The 21711-nt window shown below is 49.2% G+C and carries 19 protein-coding genes; 5 read left to right on the forward strand and 14 right to left on the reverse strand.

Annotated elements, in window-relative coordinates:
• Positions 1 to 150 precede the first annotated feature (150 nt).
• Positions 151 to 690 carry a general stress protein gene (locus tag ASF12_RS17310; protein WP_056037122.1) on the reverse strand — a complete coding sequence of 180 codons (540 nt, stop codon included), beginning with the start codon at positions 688 to 690 and terminating at the stop codon, positions 151 to 153.
• A gap of 204 nt (positions 691 to 894) precedes the next feature.
• Here ASF12_RS17310 and ASF12_RS17315 point away from each other — a divergent pair, with 204 nt between their 5' ends.
• On the forward strand, positions 895 to 2124 hold the full coding sequence (locus ASF12_RS17315) for a magnesium transporter CorA family protein (protein WP_056037123.1): 1230 nt from the start codon (positions 895 to 897) through the stop codon (positions 2122 to 2124).
• A gap of 110 nt (positions 2125 to 2234) precedes the next feature.
• Here the strand turns inward: ASF12_RS17315 and ASF12_RS17320 are convergent, their stop codons facing one another.
• Complete coding sequence (locus ASF12_RS17320; RefSeq protein ID WP_056037126.1) at positions 2235 to 3215, reverse strand: Gfo/Idh/MocA family protein; 981 nt, start codon at positions 3213 to 3215, stop codon at positions 2235 to 2237.
• Between the two features lie 218 nt (positions 3216 to 3433).
• On the opposite strand from ASF12_RS17320, the gene ASF12_RS17325 reads away from it, so the two are divergent.
• A complete protein-coding gene (locus ASF12_RS17325; RefSeq protein ID WP_056037129.1) occupies positions 3434 to 4252 on the forward strand; it encodes a lipase family protein in 819 nt (272 codons plus the stop codon).
• 71 nt (positions 4253 to 4323) lie between these two features.
• Here the strand turns inward: ASF12_RS17325 and trhA are convergent, their stop codons facing one another.
• The 8 genes from trhA to efeO all read right to left on the reverse strand — a co-directional run bounded on the left by trhA (position 4324) and on the right by efeO (position 11685).
• Complete coding sequence (gene trhA, locus ASF12_RS17330) at positions 4324 to 4968, reverse strand: PAQR family membrane homeostasis protein TrhA (protein ID WP_056037132.1); 645 nt, start codon at positions 4966 to 4968, stop codon at positions 4324 to 4326.
• 63 nt (positions 4969 to 5031) lie between these two features.
• Positions 5032 to 5733, reverse strand: a complete 702-nt coding sequence (locus tag ASF12_RS17335) for a hypothetical protein (protein ID WP_056037135.1) — start codon at positions 5731 to 5733, stop codon at positions 5032 to 5034.
• Between the two features lie 278 nt (positions 5734 to 6011).
• Entirely contained in the window at positions 6012 to 6212 is a 201-nt protein-coding gene (locus ASF12_RS17340) for a hypothetical protein (protein ID WP_046229059.1), read from the reverse strand.
• A 17-nt stretch (positions 6213 to 6229) separates the two neighbouring features.
• Positions 6230 to 7156 (reverse strand): TRM11 family SAM-dependent methyltransferase, encoded by a 927-nt coding sequence (locus ASF12_RS17345; protein WP_056037137.1) that lies wholly within the window; start codon positions 7154 to 7156, stop codon positions 6230 to 6232.
• A complete protein-coding gene (locus ASF12_RS17350) occupies positions 7156 to 7494 on the reverse strand; it encodes a LapA family protein (RefSeq protein ID WP_063892588.1) in 339 nt (112 codons plus the stop codon). The genes ASF12_RS17345 and ASF12_RS17350 overlap by 1 nt, the downstream gene beginning before the upstream one ends.
• 145 nt (positions 7495 to 7639) lie before the next feature.
• The gene (locus ASF12_RS17355; protein WP_056037139.1) at positions 7640 to 9424 is read right to left on the reverse strand and encodes an FTR1 family iron permease; all 1785 of its coding nucleotides are present in this window, start codon (positions 9422 to 9424) and stop codon (positions 7640 to 7642) included.
• A 22-nt stretch (positions 9425 to 9446) separates the two neighbouring features.
• Positions 9447 to 10775 (reverse strand): iron uptake transporter deferrochelatase/peroxidase subunit, encoded by a 1329-nt coding sequence (gene efeB, locus ASF12_RS17360; RefSeq protein WP_081418878.1) that lies wholly within the window; start codon positions 10773 to 10775, stop codon positions 9447 to 9449.
• A gap of 4 nt (positions 10776 to 10779) precedes the next feature.
• On the reverse strand, positions 10780 to 11685 hold the full coding sequence (efeO, locus tag ASF12_RS17365; protein WP_056037142.1) for an iron uptake system protein EfeO: 906 nt from the start codon (positions 11683 to 11685) through the stop codon (positions 10780 to 10782).
• Between the two features lie 221 nt (positions 11686 to 11906).
• Between efeO and ASF12_RS17370 the strand changes: the two genes are divergently transcribed.
• Positions 11907 to 14030 (forward strand): putative bifunctional diguanylate cyclase/phosphodiesterase, encoded by a 2124-nt coding sequence (locus tag ASF12_RS17370; protein WP_056037145.1) that lies wholly within the window; start codon positions 11907 to 11909, stop codon positions 14028 to 14030.
• Between the two features lie 70 nt (positions 14031 to 14100).
• Here ASF12_RS17370 and ASF12_RS17375 read toward each other — a convergent pair whose 3' ends face one another.
• A complete protein-coding gene (locus tag ASF12_RS17375; protein WP_056037147.1) occupies positions 14101 to 14484 on the reverse strand; it encodes a glyoxalase superfamily protein in 384 nt (127 codons plus the stop codon).
• A gap of 184 nt (positions 14485 to 14668) precedes the next feature.
• Here ASF12_RS17375 and ASF12_RS17380 point away from each other — a divergent pair, with 184 nt between their 5' ends.
• Both ASF12_RS17380 and ASF12_RS17385 read left to right on the forward strand, forming a co-directional pair.
• Positions 14669 to 15586, forward strand: a complete 918-nt coding sequence (locus ASF12_RS17380) for a class 1 isoprenoid biosynthesis enzyme (RefSeq protein WP_056037150.1) — start codon at positions 14669 to 14671, stop codon at positions 15584 to 15586.
• A gap of 125 nt (positions 15587 to 15711) precedes the next feature.
• The gene (locus ASF12_RS17385) at positions 15712 to 15951 is read left to right on the forward strand and encodes an NHLP leader peptide family RiPP precursor (protein ID WP_056037153.1); all 240 of its coding nucleotides are present in this window, start codon (positions 15712 to 15714) and stop codon (positions 15949 to 15951) included.
• 52 nt (positions 15952 to 16003) lie between these two features.
• Here the strand turns inward: ASF12_RS17385 and ASF12_RS17390 are convergent, their stop codons facing one another.
• The 3 genes from ASF12_RS17390 to ASF12_RS17400 form a co-directional block, all read right to left on the reverse strand.
• Positions 16004 to 17761: a sensor histidine kinase gene (locus ASF12_RS17390; protein WP_162241905.1), complete on the reverse strand. Its 1758-nt coding sequence runs from the start codon at positions 17759 to 17761 to the stop codon at positions 16004 to 16006.
• Positions 17762 to 18074: 313 nt separating this feature from the next.
• Entirely contained in the window at positions 18075 to 18941 is an 867-nt protein-coding gene (locus tag ASF12_RS17395) for a CheR family methyltransferase (RefSeq protein WP_056037160.1), read from the reverse strand.
• A complete protein-coding gene (locus ASF12_RS17400; RefSeq protein WP_162241906.1) occupies positions 18914 to 21610 on the reverse strand; it encodes a CHASE3 domain-containing protein in 2697 nt (898 codons plus the stop codon). Before ASF12_RS17400 ends, ASF12_RS17395 begins: the two co-directional genes overlap by 28 nt.
• Positions 21611 to 21711: the final 101 nt, after the last annotated feature.

The following is a 21711-nucleotide window of genomic DNA, read 5'->3' on the forward strand; positions in this document are numbered from 1 at the left end:
CAATGGAACTTAAATAAGCTGCCGCCTGCACGATACAGACAGCAGCTTGAAGTGGCCTAACCTTTTTTTAATTGTCCTTTACAAGGGGTACATTTTAGATCGGCGGAGCCCTTCTTTTCTATATGACATAAACTTTATTTGATATATCCACTAAATATCAGCTATATGCACAGCGCCTTGGCTGCGAAATACAGATTCCGCTATTGAAAGCCGCGCCAGCTTCGGTCCGCCCTCTTTGTCCATCATCGTATGGCTCTCATCCGTCTCCACGACGACGATGATGCTCCCGGCACGAATCGCTTCCCGGCTTTCATCCTCGGCTTTATCCAGTCCGAGCGCTCTGAGCGCGTGATTAATGCCATCGTCATCTGAAATAAAATTAGTCGCCAGCAAACCATCCGTTGTCATTGGCACCGCACTCCAACCGCCAGCTCCGGTCATGCCAGTCGTAGGCATCACAGCGGCAGCAGCAATCGTCGTCCCCTCATTCATCCCTCGGCTTCCATTCGTGCGCGCCAGTTCCATGACCTCATCGGCATGAATATCGGTTTCCGCTTCAATTCGGCGGGAATGCTCGCTATCCTTAGCAATAATTTGAAGCTCTCCCGGCACGAATCCGGCTTGCTCCAATGCGGCAACCGTATCAATCACTTCTTGCTCCGTCTTGAAAATCCCCAGCTTCTTAGCCATTAGAATCTCCTCCTAAACCTGATTGTGATTACAAAAGCCTGCTGATTTCGGCAAATGATGTGTACGCCATTTTTCAGCTGGCTTCATCCGAGCGCTCTTAGAATAGTTATACCCTCAGCGGCAATGAATCAATCGCAATGTTGCAGATTCGCCGCCCGGTTGTTGTACAACAAACACTTTCAAGGTATGATGGAGGGAAGTGAAATGGAAATCGGACAAGCAGGGGGCAAGGCGATGATTCATCGAGTGCTTCGCTATCCCGCGCAGTGGGATTGGCAAATGCTGCAGCTCGAAAGGCAGCATGCGGAGATCGGGCAGAAACTGCCCAAACGCAAGGACAACAGAAAAAATAATGAAAGCTTCCTTGCTGCGCGGCCATACCCTGTTCAGGCGGGCAGCGGTGCCGATTCGCAAAAGCTGGAGGCGAAGCTGCTGCTTCCTGAATGCGCCTCCTGGCTTGAGGAATGCGACGGACGGACGACGAATCAAATTACGGTTGCCCCAGCAACAGAGCGCGGCCCGCTTGTGCATGGCACACTGATGATCCAGATTTCGGATGTGCATACGGATATACAGCCGTTCCACTTCTGGGTATCAGGCAAGCGGCTTGTGACGATGCATGAGGATATGCGTCTAGCTATACGCTTTCAGGCAGATGATGTAACGAGCAGGCTTGAAACATGTGACACCGCTCCGGAAGCCTTGTTGGTTATGCTCGGCGTTATATTAGGCCCCTTCCACGAAGGACTGGACGGCTTTGAGAACCGGCTTGGCGATCTTGAAAATAATATGCGCAGCGCCAATCGTACCGGCCTGATGGACACCATCATTGAAAGGCGATATGACTTGCTGCATTGGAGCCATCTCTTTACGCCTGTTCGCGAGCTTCACGGCTCGGTGAAGGAAGCTTTTCTCGACGGAATTATGGAAAGCGAAGCCTACAAGCGCATTACTCATAAGCTGGAACGAATTGATACGCTGCTCAAGCATTATTCGCTGGAGATTGATACACTCATTTCAATGGACGATGCGATCTCCAACTTCCGTGGCAATGATATTATGAAGACGCTGACGATTTTCACCGTGATTTTCACTCCAGCAACGGTCATTTCTGCCCTTTGGGGTGTGAATTTGGAGCCGCTGCCTTGGGACAAAACCTGGTGGGGCTTTACGATTCTTTGCGCCTTCATAATCGGCATTACCGTACTCATTTACGTCTGGCTGTGGAAGAAAGGCTGGACAGGCGATATGCTGATTGGCCGCGGCGGCTCTGGCAAGCTGGCTGCCACTCGTTCTGACCGCCACAGCCGCAAGAAGTACAAGGAAACGCTTGCGGATGAAGACAGCGGGCAGCGCCCATCGTCTGCCAAGACGGCCTCACAGGAGCAGGCTCCGTCAGCAGCGAAGCCATTGACACGTTCACGCCGACTATAGCTGAACATGATTTATTATGAAACAAGCCCCTCCATTGCTCGCTATTTCAGCGAATATGGAGGGGCTTTATTATATTTTAGAGCATAACTTCATTCCTTCAGCTAAGCGGCTTATAAGTACGAAGGCAAACGAACCGGAAGGCCCGATTTCGCCGATTGGTTAGCCGCAACTGTAATTTCCTGCGTCCGCAACGCATCCGCATAGGTCGAACGAATGAGCGAAGTGTCGCCGGTGCGAACGGCATGCAGAAAAGCCTCATTTTCAAGCTGATAAGGATCGCGCTTGTTAACGTACTCCGTTTTGCGGCTGGCTTCGATGTCAATGAGCCCATGATGCCCAAGCTCCAATACCCCTTTATCCGTATAAATGTGCAGTCCGGCACGATCCCCTGCGCTAAGGGCACAGGTATTGCTGATGGAAGCTACTGCGCCGCTCGCCAGCTTGAAGGTAGCCGTTCCAATATCGGGAACCTCAACGCCTTCTTCCTTGCCTGCCATAATCCGGTCGCCATATGCGGCATAAACCTCCGTCACATCCCCGAGCAAATAACGCAGCAAATCGACAATATGCGTCGTCTGCTCGACAAACTGTCCGCCAGAGCCTTCCATTTTTCTCCACCAGCCGACACCCGGCATACCGCCCATCCAGTTCCCAATCGCCATAGCAGCCAGCCTGTCCGCCAGCAGCTCTTTCGCTTTATCCGTGCCATCCATATAGCGGAAATGATAGCCGACTGATGTAATCAGGCCGCTAGCCTGAACAGCTTGTCCGATAGCTGCCGGAGTCTCGATATCAACACCAAGCGGTTTTTCGACAAGAAACGGAATTTCGCGCTTTACCAGTTCGTTTTCAATCTCGCCATGGGCAAACGGCGGAACACAAATATAGACCGCATCCAGCTTCCGGTCATCGAGCATATCGGAAACGTTTTCATAACCGCGTGCATCTGTAAACGGCTTAGCCGCATCGTCTGCCTTCTGCTTGCTTGTAGCCACTAATGCTGCTACGTTGACCCCTTCCATACGCGCCAGTTTTTCAGCATGCATCTTTCCAAACCAACCTGTACCGATAACACCAATCTGCAAAGTCATGTGCAAGCTCCCCTCGTAAAACTTTTTCCTGTTATTATAACGGTGCAAGCTCGCCTACGTCCATTGTTACTTTGCCAAATTTATTTGCCAGTGCTTGGACCAAGCGGTTGCGGAGTCGCCCAGCCTATCATATGCTACAACATCAGCTGCCCACTTGCAGGCGGCATTTAGGCAGAAACTTCTTGCGCTGAGACGCAATATGGAGCGGAGGTCGGGCAATGGCAACTTTGAAAAAAAACAACAACCGGGAGTCGCAGCAGCTGGACACTCGGACGGCTTTATTTTTGGCTGCGGTATGCGGTCAAACGTATTTGCAATTTACGAATCCAAGCGGGCTGTTTCTCGTGCCGCGCAATTATACGCTGGTCGGGACGTTCAATGCCCGAGCCTACGACCAGACGGAGGAAGCGTTCGGCTTCCTGCTGATGTCGGAGCAGTCCTCCGTGCTCGCATTCCGCGGCTCAGGCTCCGCCGTCGATTGGGTATCGGATTTTATCGCCCAGCAAACGCCCTATCGTCCAGTGAAAAATGGCGGTTATACGCATAAAGGCTTCACCGATATTTATATGTCTGCGCGCGATCAAATATTGGCGCTTATCGAGCAGTTGCCCGCAGATAAGCCTCTGTTTATAACGGGGCATAGTTTAGGCGGCGCTTTGGCAACGCTTGCAGCTGCCGATATAGCCGCGAATACTGAAATAAAATCGCCGATCGTTTATACGTTTGGGGCACCGCGGGTCGGCGATCCTAAATTTGTGCGCAATTATAACAATCTTGTCGGCACTCATTGGCGTTTTCAAAACGAATATGATATCGTTCCCCATCTCCCAACCCTTGTGTATCAATCGCCACAAACGAAAAAAACGTATTATTACTTGCATGTAAAGGGCGAGGTCAAGCGCTCGTTCAGGCTCGGCTCGGTTGCCGCCAACCATGTGCTTCCGAGCTATTTTAACGATCTGTATGTAGAGGAACCTATTTTCGCACTGGCCATCTGTTCAGAGCCGCCCGGCTGGTGCCCGCTGCTTACGCAGTAGATCAAGCACAAAGAAGCTTGGCAGCAGGCAGATGCAAACGCATCCGTCTATTGCCAAGCTTCTTTGAACGTTTAGGACGGCAGCATATAAAGCAGAATGGCAAAGAAATGCAGCACGGACCCACCAAGCACGAACATATGCCATACCGCATGATGATAAGGAAACGCCCGCCACATATAAAATACGGTTCCCACCGTATAGAGCAGCCCGCCTGTAATGAGCAGCTGCAGGCCGCCAGGCGCCAAATGGCTCGTAAGCGGCTTCCAGGCGAAAACGATCAGCCAGCCCATGGCCAAATACACGATCGTCGAGGTAAATAAAAACTTTGAGGCAAAAAAAGCTTTAAATACGACACCAACAAGGGCGAAGCCCCAAACGATGCCGAATAGAACCCATCCTAACGTCCCTTGGACAATATGCAGCAAAATGGGCGTATACGTCCCGGCAATAAATACATAAATAAAGGAATGGTCCAGCGATTCAAAAACACGCTTCGCCTTGCCCTCTGGAAAACTGTGCACCAAGGTCGATGCGGCATAAAGCAGCAGCATCGCTGTTCCATAAATCGTAAAGCTGACTACATGAGAAGCTGTCCCCTTCTCCACTGCAAATACGATTAAAATAACGAGTGCAGCAACGCTAAGTGCAGCTCCAATGCCATGTGTGATGGCATTGGCTATTTCCTCGCGTCTGGAATACGTATGCGTGTTTGCCATTGCTATGGCACCTCCGTTTCAACCACTGAAAATCGCAAGCCCTACTACTTACAGTGTAGAACATCAGTGCCAGTCTTTCAACCATAGCCGCAAGCGGTCGATCGTTTTATCGAGGTTGCAGATCGCATCTTGATCCCGGAACGCCTCCTGATGGCGGAAATAATGAGCATGCCCGCCGATGACGTGTATCGGCTCAACCTTGCCAGGCGCATGCTTCATTCGCTGCCATTGCGGCACTCCTGAAGCGCTTCGCTCCCAGCCGCCCCAACTGCCGATGCGGCTTACGGGATCATTAAGCTTGCCCGCCTCGTTTACGGCATACAAATAACACACTTTATCTTTCAGCTGCGGCGCAATATGATTGCGCGGCGAGCCGACCTGTACGACGCGGAAATTGCTCATGAGATTGCGCTCCATCAGCATTTTCGCCGCCTGATAAGCTGCCGCTCCACCGCCGCTATGCCCGATGAACAAGGACGGCTCATCAGCGCTCAGCAGCTTCTCCTTCACTTGACGGTAGGCAATTTGCCCACCGATGCGTCCAGCTGCAATAAAGCTGGTCAAATCGCTGCCCACCTCAAGCACCTGACGAAATAGACTGCGGCTATTGTCGCCATAAGGATGCAAAATATGAATGCGCGGCTCAACGCCCGATTCGCGAAATAATTGATCAAGCTTGTCCCGGCAAGCGTTAAAGGCACTTTTCGTCGTAGCCACACCCGCCAGCAAAAATATGTTAACGACTCCTCCACCTGCTGCCAGCATGCTTCTCCCTCCATCGCAAAGAAATATGGTATAGGTACATTATGCGGGAAGAAGCTGCGATTCATTCCTGCACGGGCCACTTAAAATGGATGTATTTCAAGCGTAAACGGCTGAAGCCGCCCTCTGGCGGCAAAGCTACTGTTTCGCGTAGAAATATAGAGAAAGGATGGGAAAATCATATACTTTCCTATATTTAAAAATAAGCCTCCCGCTACGCTGCATTCCCAGCATAGCAAAAGGCTATTCAGACGATGAGGCATCACCCAGCTGAAAGCTGACTACACGCCCATCTTTTTGCGTTGATTGTTGACCTTCTTCGTGTTCTGGCTCTTCATTTGCTGCGTGTTTGTTGAAAAGCCGCCTTGTGCGAAGCCATCCGCTTTGCCTTGCTTCTTCTGAGCCAGCAATTGCTTGGCTTTCTCCGCTTGAGTCAGCTTCTTAGGCTGCTCCTGTACTTCCTTGTTCTCCACGTCCGACATATTATCACCTCGCTTTATTATTTAACCAGCGTAATAAATCTTGTAAAAGCGCCCTTATGCAGTTCGCAGCGATCTACCGAGCTAAAGCCGGAGGCTGAAAGCTGCGTTTCAATCGGCTCCGTCGTCACAATGACTGCAAGGTCAGCAAGCCGTCTTACACTTTCCAGCATATCAAGCTGCTCGCCAATCGGCAAGACCGAACATAAATTATATGGCAGATCTACGATTGCCGCATCATAATGCCCCTCCAGCTCACGCATATCGCCCAGTGAAACAAGCTCCTTACTATAGCCAAAATGAGCAAGATTGACCCGGGCCCCCCGCACCGCAAGGGGATTGCGATCCACGCCACGAATCGCAATGCCCATCGACAGCGCTTCAATCAGCACGGTGCCCATGCCGCAGCATGGATCGATCATACTCAACACCTCGCCATTCGGCCCTGCGGCAATGTTAACTACCGCCCGAGCCACTCTTGTGCCAAGTGCTGTTGAATAATTTTGCGGCTTCTGCCGATGGGCGAGCCAGACTGCGCTCGCTTCCTCACAGTCGCCAAACCAATAACGCTGCTGCCAAAAGGTAATGCCCAGCAGACGCTCTGGCCGCCGCATGTCCGCGACGCCAATTAGTGATGCACCGACGGAACGCTCTAGTCCGCGCTGCTCTTCATAGCTGTATGGAGCATCCGCCACTGTGCAAAGCACCTTGAATGTCGCTCCATTCAAATCGACAAGCGGCAGCTGCTCTAGAAGCTCCGGCAAACTTGCTCCTGAAAGGGCAAGCTCAACGCGTCGCTTCAGAAACGGACTGCGGCTTGGATGAACGCGATGCTCGCTCACGACAAAGCCATCGCTTAGCGGAGCATCCAGCAAGCGGCTAAGCTCCAGACGGCATAGCTCCAATTCCTCTTCATGACAGCTGTAGCTGTATAAATAACGAGCCATTAATGATCTACGGACGTCCGCGCCTGAGGAGCAGCAATCTCATCGATGCTGAATGGCTTGAGCTCCGGCTTTGCCTTTTTTTCCACCTCAGCTGTTAATTCATTCACCTGTTTATTCAGCAGCTTAACCTGGCGCTGCAAACGGAATACACGCACCATTCCAAATAATCCAATCACTAATCCGCCAAGGAGCGTCGAAGCGAGAATGACGAGGATGAGCGGAATTTGAGTCTGCGCAAACATAAAATTAACTTGCACCGAATTGACATTTATTACGGCAAACAACGCAATAACGAATGCAAACAGCAGTGCGGATATAAGCATCGTTTGAGCCTTCATCGTTTTCTCCACCTTTATCTGGGTTGTTATTAGTTTATCATATTCCCTATTAAACCAATAGTCATGACGCCAAACAGCAAGCGGATGCCCGCCACAAAGGCAAGCATCCGCTTTAGATTGTTCGCAAAATAGTTATAATGGCTAACTAAGCTTTTCTTCTCACCTGCTGCCACACGAACATCACGATAATGACCAGCAATACCGCAAGCTGCGTAAGCGCCGTCTCCAGCGTCGGATAAAAACCAAGGAAACCTATAGCAGGCAGCTCGCTTACCGCATGTGTAGGCAGCCAGGCAGCGACCTGCAGCGAGTGAATGCTTTCTCCCATAAAACGGAACACCAAATAATAAATGAGCACCGATGCCACAATGAAAAACGGGCGAATGGGCAGCTTCGTGCTGAAGCGAATAATGACGAAAGCAATCGCCACGAGCAGCAGAAACGTTACGCCGATCCCTAAAATCATTTGTAATGGATCAATGGAAGGTGCCATGCCGACATAAAAAATCGTCGTCTCCGCCCCTTCCCGCATAATGGCAAGCGCCGATACAGCGAACAGGGACCACAGACTGCCGCGCGCAATGGCACTGCCCATCTTGTTGTCAATATAGCTGTTCCAGCTGCGCAAATTCGCTTTGCTGTGCAGCCAATTACCGACCGTGATCATCAAGATAACGGAAACAAGACCGGCGATGCCCTCAATCGCTTCTCGCGCGCTGCCAGCCGCCGCCTGAGCAATCGCATAGGTGAGCAGCACAGCCATAACAGCGCTCAGCAGCAGGCCGACCCAGACGCCGGACCATACCCAGACGCGCTTCGACTCATTGCCCGATTTTTTCAAATAAGCCAGTAGGGCCGCAAGCACGAGAATCGCCTCAAGCCCCTCGCGGAGCAAAATCATTCCAGCGTCCCAAGCGGTATAACGCGTTTCCTCCACCATCGGAGCGAGTATTTCTCTGATTTCGGCAATTACCGCTTGGGCTTTATCTGGTACTGGCGGATTGGAGAGCAAATAGCCCGATACCGCCGTCATTTTAATTTCGATTTTCGTATAAGCATCAGCAGAGCGAATTTGCACCTGCCCCTCGACCGAAGGCCATTTTGAAATGAAGGCTTGCATTTGGCCATCGGCCTCATTCAAATTGCCTGCGGCTATGTCTTTTGCCGCTTTATCAACGATCGCAATCAGGTCAGCAATACCCAGCTTTTCCGCAGGTGCAGAGGCTGCATCGATTTTGCCAGCAATGTAGTCATTAATCAGTTGAATCATCGCATTCGTTTCCGTCTCGGCTTGCTCCGCACGCGGCGGCTCGGCCTGAAGCGCAATTCGGATCATGCTCATGGCCGTCTCCAGCTTGCCGTAAACGGTGAAGTTTTCCGAGCGAATCGCAGGTTCAATCGTCAGCCAATTATCGTTAATCGTCTTATAATTCGCGCTCGCCTTCACCCATTGCTCCCCTTGAATTTCGATCAGCAGCTTCGTTGCCATAGGCAGAAGCTGCTTCGCGGCTTCCTTGCCGGTCAGCTTAGCTTGATCGTCCTTCTGGACGCTTTTCACATATTTATTAATCGCTTTCGCCAGCTCGGATAAGGAAGCTTTGGCTTCATCCGGCTTGTTGTCTGCCTCATCCAACAGCACGATCGCATGAGCCAGCGCGGAATCGACATCGGCTGATAAATCTGATTTTTTCACGTTTAGCTGCTTCCAACGTTCATTTGCTTCTTTTATATGACCGGATGCCTGCTCCCAGTCGCTCTGGCTTGCCGCCGCAAGCGCTCCGCCAACGAGCGGAAGCAGCTTATCCAAATCGCTGGACGTTTCTGCAAAAGCTGGCCTTACGCCGATCGCTCCTAAAGCTATCGCCGCCAAAATGACGATAATGCCCAGCCACTTCCAGCCTATGCTGTAACGGCTTCTACCTAAAACCATATGCCGCTTCCCCTCTCTCCCGCTACAATAACGTCTCTCCAATATAGCCGCCCTCGCTAACGCCAGGGAAACAAGCAAACACGGCGCTGCCCGTATGCACGATATATTCATTCAGCTTGTCCATGCGGCTGAGCTTCGTCTGCATCGGGATAAACTGCTTGCTCGTATCGCGGTTATAGCAAATGAACAGCAGCCCCGCATCCAGCTGACCGGTCCGATTGTCCAGACCGCTGGAGTAGGAGTAGGAGCGGCGCAATATTTTCAAAGAGCCGTCCCCTCTAGCAAGTGCCAGATGCGAGTTAGCTGGAATGACCGGCTTGCCGCTCTCATCCTTTTTGTTAACATCAACGGTGTCAAACTCCTTCAGGCTGCCAATTGGAGCACCGCTCTCCCGGTGTCGTCCGAAGGTTGCCTCTTGGTCAGACAGCGTTGAGCGATCCCACACCTCTACTCGCATGCGGATTCTTCTGACGACCATATAGCTTCCGCCCGCCATCCACGGCACGCCGTCATCAGCCGAAGCCCAGACGACTTGCTTCATCTGTGCCTCATCGCTCGTATCCGGGTTCGCGGTACCATCCTTGAAGCCCATTAAATTGCGTGGTGTCGCGCCCTGCTTATCGGCGCCAGAGGTGCGTTGAAACCCTTCTGTCGTCCAGCGCAGCACCGCTTTGCCACGTGCAATACGCGTCAAATTGCGAATGGCATGGAAAGCGACCTGCATATCGTTCGCGCATACCTGCACGCCAATATCGCCACCGCACCATTCAGGCTGCAGCTCATCGCCGCCAAATGCCGGAAGGTCCTCAAGCGACGATGGCTTCTTGCCTGACAGCCCGAAGCGTCCATCAAAAAAGCTCGGCCCAACACCGAACGTAATCGTTGTTTTGGAAGGCGACAGGCCTGCGGCTTCGCCCGTATCAGATGGCGGCAGATTCAGATTGTTATTGTCCGTGCCAATCATCGTTCCTTGCGTCATCGCAGCCGATGCGGCTGTCCATGCTTGAAACAATGTACGCACCTCATCTATTGAAGCTGCCGTCAGATCAAAAGCGGCAAATAATATAAAATCCTGTGACGGCGTCGCAATGCCTGCCTGATGAGCGCCATAAAACGGCAGCACATCTCCACTTGCTCCCGCTTCGGCCCCTGTCGTCGTTGCGACGGACAGGCTTTTGCTCGCTGCCTGCATGATGCCGCCTACGCCAGTCGCACCGACCAGCAAACCAGCCCCACCAACGCCCATGAGCCGCAGTAAATCCCTGCGGCTCATCGGTTTTTCCAGCACGCTGTCGCCAGCCTGCTTCTGATTATGCTTCTGTTGGTCATCGTTGTTAGTAGTAGAACTCATAACATTAAGCCCCCAAAATTTTGCCCATTTGTGAAAGCGGTTCTGCCAAAGCGTCGAGCAGCTGGCTCAGCTTCTTCGTATCTTCTTCTTTCAAATCCAGATAAGATTTATAGCCATCGCCATCTTTATAAACAGCAAGCGCATCATCAAGATTTTTGAAGCTTGTGCCAATCAACGTTTCCAGCGCGGCGTCATGCTTGTTCAGCTGCGGCTGAAGCAGCTCATAAATTTTCTCTGCCCCTTCCACGTTCGCAACAAAATCATACAAGTCCGTATGCGAATAACGCTCTTCCTCGCCGGTTACTTTAGAGGAGGATACTTCGTTCAGCAGCTCAACAGCTCCCGTAACGAGCAGGCTTGGCTCGATTTCAACCGTCTCCATCAAAGCGCGAAGCAGCTTGATATCCTCAAGCAGCGTGTCGGCATAACCTTCAGCGCCTTTTGTCGTATTTTCTTCCCATAAAATTTTCTCGATACGGTGGAAGCCTCTCCATTCCTTCTCATCGACATCATTTTCACGGGCATCAATATGCGGGTCAAAATCGCCCAGAGCTTCAGCAATTGGCTCGATTCTTTCATAATACATTCTCGATGGCGCATACAGCTGCTTCGCCGCCCTGATATCGCCCGCTTTAACGGCATTGACGAATTTTTCAGTTTCAATAACGAGCGAATCCGCCTCTTTAATCGTAAAGGCGCGATATTCATCAAGAACAGGCTGCCATTCCTCTTCCGTGGCAGGCGCTACTGTAGCAGCTGGAGATTCCGACGCTGCCGGCGATTCTGCAGCTGTATTCGTTGCTGCTGCCCCATTGTCTGTTTTTGTATTGGTAGCAGTATCAGATCCGCAAGCCGAAAGAATTAATAAACTTGCACAAGATAATGAAATTGCGAGTAACTTCCAGTTCATTCGAAATATCCCCTTTTAATGATCCACGTCGTGTGAATTTATTCTATTGCGAAGTATATTCCTATTGAGAATCATTGTCAATTATATTTTTATGGCAATGATGGCACATACCTCTTCCGCTTTTCTTAACAAGCAACCAGCAGGCGGGAAGCCGTTGACAATTATTCTCAACAAACATAACATAAACTTAAATTAACCTCATGAGGAAGTGTCAGCAGCCCTTGTCTATCACCCAACATATTGCAAAAACCATTTATCGGCCTGGCATCGGCAAGCTTATACGACCGATTAGCAGGCTGCTATTTAATCATATGAATGAAGGCATCGTCATTTATCATACAGATGGACAACTCGTTATGAGCAACCACGTAGCGGAAAAATACGGTTTTCTCGCTACAGCGGCAGCTAAGGACAGCATTTACCCGCTTTATTTTAAAATAAACGGGGCTATACCGCTCCCTTCCGATCAGCAGCCCCTGAACCGCTTGCTGCAAGGGGAGCAGGATATTGTCCAAGAGCTGTGGCTGAAGCCAGGCGAAGGAAAAGCCGGAAGCATCGTGCGAATCGTCGGCAAGGCGCTTCGCTCCTTTCGAGGTATGCCGCTCGGCTTTATGCTCGTCGTCCACGATATTACGCTCAGCAAATGGCATGAGAAGCGCCTGGAAGTAAGCGAGCAGCGCTTTAAATCGCTTTTTGAGCATAATCCGGATATCGTTCTGTGGTTTGATTTGAAAGGGACGCTGCTGAGCGTCAATTCGGCCTTTGAGACGGTCACTGGCCACTGCGCATCTGAGCTTATCGGACATTCGGTTGGCGAATTGATCAACGATGTGGAGGCTTGGCAGCTTCAGCAGCTGCTCGAGAAAGTCCATGAAGGACGGACTATTCATCAGGAAACGTCGATTACAAATAAAACGGGCGAGCTTGTTTATTTGCATGCAACAGTCATTCCCATTATTGTCGAGGAGCAGCTCGCCGGGTTCTACATCGTGGCCCAAAATGTGACCGCGCAAAAACAATCGATGGAGACGATTTCCCGCATCGCTTATTTCGATTCCTTGACGGGCTTGCCGAACCGCCATTCGTTTTTCGAGACGCTGACCGCAACTTTGGCGCAATGCAGCACATGCATCGACAGGCAATTCGCCGTGCTTTTCGTCGATTTGGATCGCTTTAAGCTCATTAATGATACGCTTGGCCACCGGGCTGGCGATTTTTTGCTGGAGCAAACCGCGCTGCGTATGGGCAAGTGCGTGGGAGACAGCGGCACGATTGCCCGGCTCAGTGGAGATGAGTTTATTATTTTGCTGAATCATGCAGGGGCCCAAGAGGCCGAGCAGCTGGCAGGAAGAATACTTGACGAAATCGCCGTACCCATCATCTACGACAACAATCGACTGCTATCCACAGCAAGTATCGGCATCAGCCTATATCCCGACCATGGCACATCGTCCGAGCAGCTGATTCAGTTTGCTGATATCGCCATGTACCGAGTGAAGGAGCAGGGGAAAAACAATTATCTCTTCTTCACCTCGGAAATGAATGAATCTATCGTTCGCCGCACTACGATGGAGAAGCAGCTCGCGATCGCTTTGGAGCAGGAGCAGCTGACGCTGTTTTATCAGCCGCAGGTTGAAGCGAGCACAGGGAAAATCTCTGGCTTTGAGGCGCTTGTCCGCTGGAACATGCCGGAGCGGGGACTCATTTCCCCGTTGGAGTTTATTCCGCTGGCTGAGGAAACAGGCATGATTATCCAGCTCGGCGAATGGGTGCTGCGCCGAGCCTGTGAGCAGCAGAAGCGCTGGATAGATGAAGGACTGATGCCGGTAACAATTGCGGTTAATATATCGATGAAGCAATTTGAGGATGACAGCCTATTTGAGACGATCCGGCATATTTTATTCGAAACGAAGCTGCCTCCTCATTTGCTGGAGCTGGAAATTACCGAGAGCATCGGCCTGCAAGGTGCCGACCAGGTCATCAACAAGCTGAACCGGCTCAAGACGCTCGGCGTGAGCATCGCCATTGATGATTTTGGAACAGGCTACAGCTCGCTGCATTATTTGCAAAAGCTCCCGATTGATACACTGAAAATCGACAAGTCCTTTATTCGCGATATGATCAACGTCACGCCTGATATATCGATTGTCCATTCCATCATCAGGCTTGCCCACAGCCTCCAGCTTGATGTTTTGGCCGAAGGGGTCGAGGTCGTGTCCCAACTGGAAATGCTGGCCGAGCTCAAATGCGAGCGTCTGCAAGGCTACTTGTTCTCGCGCCCGATTCCAGCTGATGAGGCACGCGTGCTGCTGCAGCGGCAAAAGCTGGATGAACATTATCGCTGACTGGCTGTCGCCGTTATATTCTAAATAGAAAAAGCCATACGGCGGAATGATTCAGGCCCGCTTGTATGGCTTATTTCATTTGGTTTTCATAAAAAAGCAGCCGATTGCCGAACGGATCCGTCACGACGCATTCGAGTGTGTGCCATGGCGTTCGTTCCAGTCCAGGCTTGGCGTAACGATACTCTTTTTCCAGCAGACGGGTATGATAGGCTTCAATTTGGCTCGTTTCAATACGAATAGCTGCGCCGGGGCAGCTGTCGCCATGATGCTCGGATAAGTGCAGCACACAGCAGCCATTAGATACTTGCATATACAATGGAAAATTCGCCTCGTAACGATGCTCCCAATCCAGCCGAAAGCCGAGAAAATCCATATAAAACGCTTTAGCATGTGCTTCATCAAAAATTCGCAAAATCGGAACGACTGGTTTCATTAAAAGCCCGTTTTGTCCCATTCGCGCCTCCCTTCGGCAATCGCCGCGCTCTTTTTATCGTTTTTCCATAAAAAAGTTCCAAGTTTCTACATTTTACTTAACTTCCCCTCTATCTTCAACCGTCAAAACAAAGTATAATACTGGAAAACATATTATTTTATAAGCCTTTAAGCCTATTATATCAAGATAAGAGGACTATGATCCCATGCCATTTATCACTCCTTTTGAATCCAGTCTGCAAGCTGTTTTCACCAAAGCACAGCAAATAACGGCAAAATTTCCCGAACCGCTAAATCAAACGGGACAAGCATATATCACGCATATTAATCCTCTGCATCGCAGCGGCAACCAGAACTATATCGGCTATTTGCTGCCCTATTGGATGACGGAAATGGCCTCTGTGACCGAGGAGCAATGCGAGCAGCTTGCGCTTGCCAATGTATTCGGCATGCTGCATTTTTTCATTGTGGATGAAGTGATGGATTCGGGGAGTGCGGAGAGCAGACAGAAGCTGGCTTTGAGCCATTTATTTTATACGCAGATGTACGGTGTTCTGCACTGTCTTCACACCTCTGACTCTAGGTTTTGGGAGTATTACGGCCGCTACATGGCCGATTGGTCGATTGGCGTGGCCCAGGAGTCCGCTGAAGATTATTTTAATACCGATCCGCTTCGCACCGCTTTAAAGTCGTCCCTCGTGAAAATAGCCAGCACCGGAGCCCTGCTCCTCTCGGGCCAGCAAGCCTTCATACCAGCAGTGGAACGAGCTGTTGATTATGTACTCGTAGCGCTTCAGATGGCCGATGATTGGACGGATTGGGAAGCTGATCTGGCAGATGGAAGCTATAACGGATTACTAGCGTTTTTCATGGATAAATGGCCGGAGCAGTCGCCTATTACAGTCAGTAAATTAAGGAAAGCAATATATGTACAGGGGCTACTAACGGACTATGCGGAGCTCGCTTGCCAATTTGAGCAAGCCCATCAACAATTAGGCCTTAAGGCTGGTCATTTGCTGGCATTTCATGCCTCCATCACCGCTTCCCTCGCAAAGGATGCCCATAATATAGAGCTAGCTCGACAAAAACAAATGGAAGGCGGACTTTTTCAAACACTAGCATGACGAAATTCGCCAAAATATGCTTATTTTCAACAGTATTTTCTGAAAATATATAGTAGTTTTTGTCGAAATTTCATGTTACAATATGTAAATGGAACTTATACATAATACTAGAAAGGTGGAAAAGTATGAGCAGCGAAAACAATTTACGACAGCAAATTATTCAGAAAGCATGGGAAGATGAGGCTTTCAAGAAGCAGCTCCTTGCTGATCCACGTGCCGCTATTAAAGAGGCGTTTCAAGTTGAAATTCCAGAAGGCGTTGAAGTAAAAGCAGTAGAAGAACAAACTAACAGCTACTATCTCGTTATTCCTGTCAGCCCTGCTGATAGCTCCCAAGCGGCTGTCGCATCACCACCTTGGAAGTAAACCTCTACGTACAGTCATAAATCAAGCGCCCTGCCGGGACGGCAAGGCGCTTTTATTGAATTTCTGCTATAGGCAAACTTACGAACGCTTCCGTGCCTACTCCTTTAATACTGTTAAAATAGATCCGGCCGTTCATCACTTCGATAATGCGGAAGGTCACCATCAGCCCAAGCCCCGTACCTTTGGACTTATTGGAGAAATACGGCTCGCCCAATCTTTCCAGCTCGCTCTCTTCCATCCCGACTCCATTATCGCTAATGCGAATAATGACGGTAGAATCTTCCTGATAGGCAATAATGTCGATGCTTCCCTTTGTCGGCAGCGCTTCGATGCTATTTTTCACAATATTAATAATCGCTTGCTTGAATTTAGAGGAATTCCCCCGCACATACAGTTCAAAATTCGACTCTACCCGCAATTCTCCACCTTGGATTGTAGCTAGCGGAGATAAAATCGCTTCAATTTGTCCCAATTCCTCGGCTATATTCAATATCGTCGTCATTTCAACCTGAGGCTTGGCAAAGGTCAAGAAATCCGTAATGATGCTGGAAGCCCGATCCAACTCGTCGATAGCGAGCAGCATATAGTTTTTATCCTTCTGATCAGCGGAACGGTGGCCAATTAGCTGGAGAAAGCCGCGTGTCACCTGAAGCGGATTGCGCACTTCATGTGCAACCGATGCGGCGAGCTGGCTAATAATTTCCATTTTCTCCGAACGCTGCAGCTCATTATTGAAGACTTCCAGCTTTCGGGAGTACAGCAGCATTTGCTCATAATTATTAATGATCCGCCGGATCAACACCACAATTAAAGAAAAGAGGAAAAACAGCGTTCCCCATTTCCAATAAAACATTTCATAATCTTTTTGCGTAAAATAAATGACCAGCTCGGACACCACGGTTAGCGCAAACAGCGCAAAGCCTGCGGAAATAATAATGCTTTCCCGGTTTCGCTTCACACAATAAAATGCAAGCACCGAGATCAAAATGATATTGCCAATAATGACGGACGAAGCAAAGATGAGTGGAACGATGCTCTCATAATAATGCAAGATCCTTCCGCCCAGCAGGACGCTCAGCAGCAGCCATGCGAAGCTTCCAATAGAGATGACTAATTGGACACGCAAGCAATATTTTAAGATCCGGCTTGTACCTTTACTAATAATTTGCTCAAAAAATAAAAAGATCCAGGTCATAATAAACGTCGAGGATATATCAAACAAATAATAATACACCCGGCTGGATTTGCCGAAAAATGCATACAAATACGGGGAAATCGTCAATGTCATTACCCCAATCGACAGCATGAGGAGACATAACGAATTCCAGCCTGGCCAATATATTTTGTTCACAAACAGCATGCATATTAGCAATGAAATCGATACAAATACAAGCGTGCCGCCCAAAATAATATCCAAAATATTTTTCTGCAAATATTTAGAATTCATGCTTTGGAAATCGCCAAGCTTCACGCTCCCATCGATTCCGAGCGAGCTTGCATCTGCATTACCTTTTAAATAGATGTATATCGGCTTATTATAATAATGAGGAGAAAGCTTCAGCAAAATATTGTTCGTCTCATAACCGTAGTTTCGCTCATCCTCATAAATAAGATAACCATCATTAAATATACGAATTTGCTGCGCAAAGTTCACGTCCAGCATAATACCTGGGTTTTCCCAATTCAACTCAGGAACCTCAATCTTGATCCAGGCGGAGTTAAAGCCTTCCGGCTTAGCGGTTAGCCGATCATTGCCTGTTGCCAAGATCCATCTATCATTGTGCTCCTGATCCATCACATCTGCGAGCACCGGCTCCTGACTTGCCTCATCTAGCCATTGAATATACCACTGATCAATATATGTTATTGGTGGAGGAGGAGGGCTCGCAAAAGCTCGAGGGACCATTAAACAGATGGATAAAACGAAGAATAATACGATGAACCTTGCGTATCTCAATACTTCTCTCATTCCTGCACCTCAAAGCTTCGAAAATTCATCACTAGCCCATTTCTCCTAAAGTATTCGACAATCTTTGATAGCATCCCTGCCTTTTTTACCTATTGGCAAAAAAATTATATAACACAAAAAAAGAGCAGACAAGCCGCTCTTTTCATTATAAAGCCTATTTTGCGGCCTCTCCGCCTAATGTTGCTTTGCGATAGATCCGCTCATTCGGATTAAATTCGACATATTGCAAATGCTTATCGAGCTGGACAATGGACTCTTTATTTCCCAATCCAAGAAATCCCTCCGCCGCCAAACTGCTGTAAAACAGCTTATGGACCTGCTGCTGCAAGGTTGTGTCGAAATAAATCATCACATTGCGGCAAATGATTAGATGAAATTCATTGAACGAGCCGTCCGTCACCAAATTATGCTGGGCGAACATAATATTATCCCGCAGCTCCGGCAAAAAATAAGCAAATTGATGATCCGTTTGATAATATTCGGAAAAGGCGATCATTCCGCCCGCTTCCATATAGTTTTTCGTATAAATTTGCATTTGCTTTAGCGGATATGCGCCGCGCTGGCACTTCTCAATCGCGCTCTCGCTCATATCGGTCGCATAAATTTTGCTGCGCTGCGTGAGGCCTTCCTCCTTGAGCAAAATCGCCATAGAATAAACCTCTTCGCCTGTCGCACAGCCAGCATGCCATATTCTTATTTCCGGAAGCCCTCGCAAATAAGGAATCACCTCTTGGCGCAAGGCGCGGAAAAACCCAGGGTCCCGAAACATCTCGGTTACTCTAATGGAGAAATCATGCAGCACCTTATCCAGCATATCTTTATCCCGAAGCACCTGATCAAGCAATCTTGTAATCGTAGGAATGCCTTCAATCCGCAACCGATTTTGAATCCGGCGCAAGAGAGACGAACGAATGTAATGCCGAAAGTCAAATCCATAATAACGGTAGATGCCTTCTAAAAATAATTCTAGCTCTACGTTCTCCACTTCTTGATTCATCGGCCCTCCTGCTTCGTCATCCATACGCGCAGCAGCGAGTAGAGCTGTTCTATTTGGAGCGGCTTGCTAATATAATCCGAAGCGCCCGCCTGCATGCAGCGCTCCCGATCATTTCTCATTGCTTTCGCTGTGAGCGCAATAATCGGCAGCTCTTTCAGCACCGGATTGCTGCGAATGCTGCGTATAGCTTCCAATCCATCCATAACCGGCATCATAATATCCATAAGAATAATATCAAAATCAGGTTGTTTATTCAAAAGCTCCAGGCCGAGCTTGCCGTTGCTGGCCGATTCTACAATAACCCCTTTACTGGCAAGCGCCGTCTTGAGTGCAAATACATTGCGGTCGTCGTCATCAACGAGCAGCACCCTTTTCCCCTCAAACAGCCGCGTATCCTCTATATGAGCTTTTAGCTGCGCCGCCTCTTCCTCGCTAAGCACTTCATCCTCCAGTTTCTTAGAGTCGCCTCCAGCATCATCAGATGTAAGCCATATTACGGTATTGGCACCAGCTGCCGACTGATCACGGCTATTCAGCATTTCCTGACTGAATGCTGCAAATTCTTCACTTAAGCTTGGCAAATACAATGTAAACGTACTTCCCTCGCCCTCCACGCTCTCAAGCTGCAGCCTGCCTCCAAGCAGGCGGGTAAATTCACGGCAGATGGATAAGCCTAGGCCCGTACCGCCATATTGGCGATTCGTCGTCCCATCGGCTTGCTGGAACGCTTCGAAAATAATGGCTTGCTTGTCTGGCGAAATGCCAATACCGCTGTCGGTTACCGAAATGGCAATCATCGTATCGGATGGCGCCTCGCCATTATACAGCTCCAGCATTCGTGCTTGTTCCACAGAAGAAATACTGAGGCGCACGGAACCGCTATCTGTAAACTTAAACGCATTGGACAGCAGATTTTTCAAAATATGCTGCAAGCGGTGACCGTCCGTCGAGATAATAGGCGGTGCTTGCTCATCGAAGACAGTAACGAAGGAAAGCTGTTTTTTCTCCGCTACGGGATCGAATAACTGGCGCATCAGCATTGGAATTTCTGTCATATTGACATCATCGATCGTCACTTCCAGCTTGCCGGCTTCGATTTTCGATAAGTCCAAAATATCGTCGATCAGGCTAAGCAAATCTTTGCCCGCCGAATGGATAACGTGGGAATAATGCTGCTCTTCCTCCGTCATCGTCTTATTTTCATTCTCATAAAGCATCTGCGACAAAATCAAAATGCTGTTAAGCGGCGTACGCAGCTCATGCGACATATTGGCCAGAAAATCCGTCTTATACTGCGAGCTCTGCACAAGCTTCTCGGAATAATCCTCAAGCTCATGCTTCGTCTGCTCCAGCTGGGTATTGCGCTGCTCGGCCAAGTCCCGCTGCTCCTGCAAATAGTCATTCGTCAGGCGCAGCTGCTCCTGCTGCATTTGCATTTCCTCAGACTGTGCCTGCAATTCCTCGGACTGCGCCTGCAGCTCCTCGGTCAGCATTTGTGATTCATTGAGCAGACGCTCGATTTCCATACGACCTACGACGCTGTTTATAGCTACGCCAAGGCTTTCCTGCAGCGCTTTAATAAGCGTAAGATGCTTATCTTCGAAGCTTCCTAAAGAGGCAAACTCTACAACCGCCAATACTTTACCCTCGAAGAAAACAGGAGCCACAAGCAAGCTGCGAGGAGAAGCCTCGCCTAAGGAAGAGCGGACTTTAACATATCCCATCGGCAAATCTGTCAAATGATACAGCCGTTTGTCAACGACACATTGGCCTGCAATACCTTCTCCAGGCTTGAAGCTTACAGCTGCTTCTATTGCATGGTCATGTCCGGCAAAGGAAGCCGTTTTCACATAGGTAGTCACACCATTTTGGACATGGCGCAAATAAATGGCGCTATAAGTAGCATCCAGCATCGGTGTTACTTGATAGACAAACGCTTCGGACAGATCAGCAATATGCTTAAAGCCCTGATACATATCCGCTACCTCCACGGTACGCTTCTGTACCCAGCTTTCTTCATTGACGTTGTCCAGCAATTCATTGGTCGCCTCGGCCAGCTCGCGAATTTCATCCTTCGTATTCACGCGAATACGCTCATTAATATCGCCTTCTGAAGCAATGATGCTGCGAATCGTATGTTTGACATCCCTAATCGTACGAACGATGGCGCCTGAGACGAACATAGCAGCAGCGATCGCGCTTATCGTCACTAACGCAAATGCAATAAATAATACGTATTGCAAATTGACATTATTTTGTGAGAGCGTCTCCACCCTTTGCTTCGTAAGCTCCTTCTCCGAAGTACGAAGCTGATCCAGCTGGGTACGAACCTTTTCCACAATTTCCTTGCCCAAATCGCTCGCGTAATAGGTCCTGATCGCATCCATCTTGTTTTCTTTACGCAGTTGAACAACGGGCTGACCTGCAAACTTGCCCCATTGCTCAATATTCCCTTTAATTTCCTCCAAATTGGCCTGTTGGGCAGGATTATCACTCAATAGCTCATGCAGCGTATTATAATTGCTCCCCCATACTAAATTGGCATCGTTATAAGGAACCAAATACTTCTCGTCACCACTAATGACGTAGCCGCGCTGCCCATTTTGCATATCCAGCATATTGATTTCAAGCTGATCGACCATTTCATGAACGGCAATATCATGATCAGCGACAAAATTGATTTCGCTCTGCAAAGCGTTTATCCGGGTTACAATAATGACAATCGCAACAGCTAAGCATAATAGAATGCTAAGGTAGCCTAATAAGATTTTCGCTCTTATCGTAAAGCGCATCG

The organism is Paenibacillus sp. Leaf72 (genome assembly GCF_001422685.1).
Taxonomy (GTDB): domain Bacteria; phylum Bacillota; class Bacilli; order Paenibacillales; family Paenibacillaceae; genus Pristimantibacillus.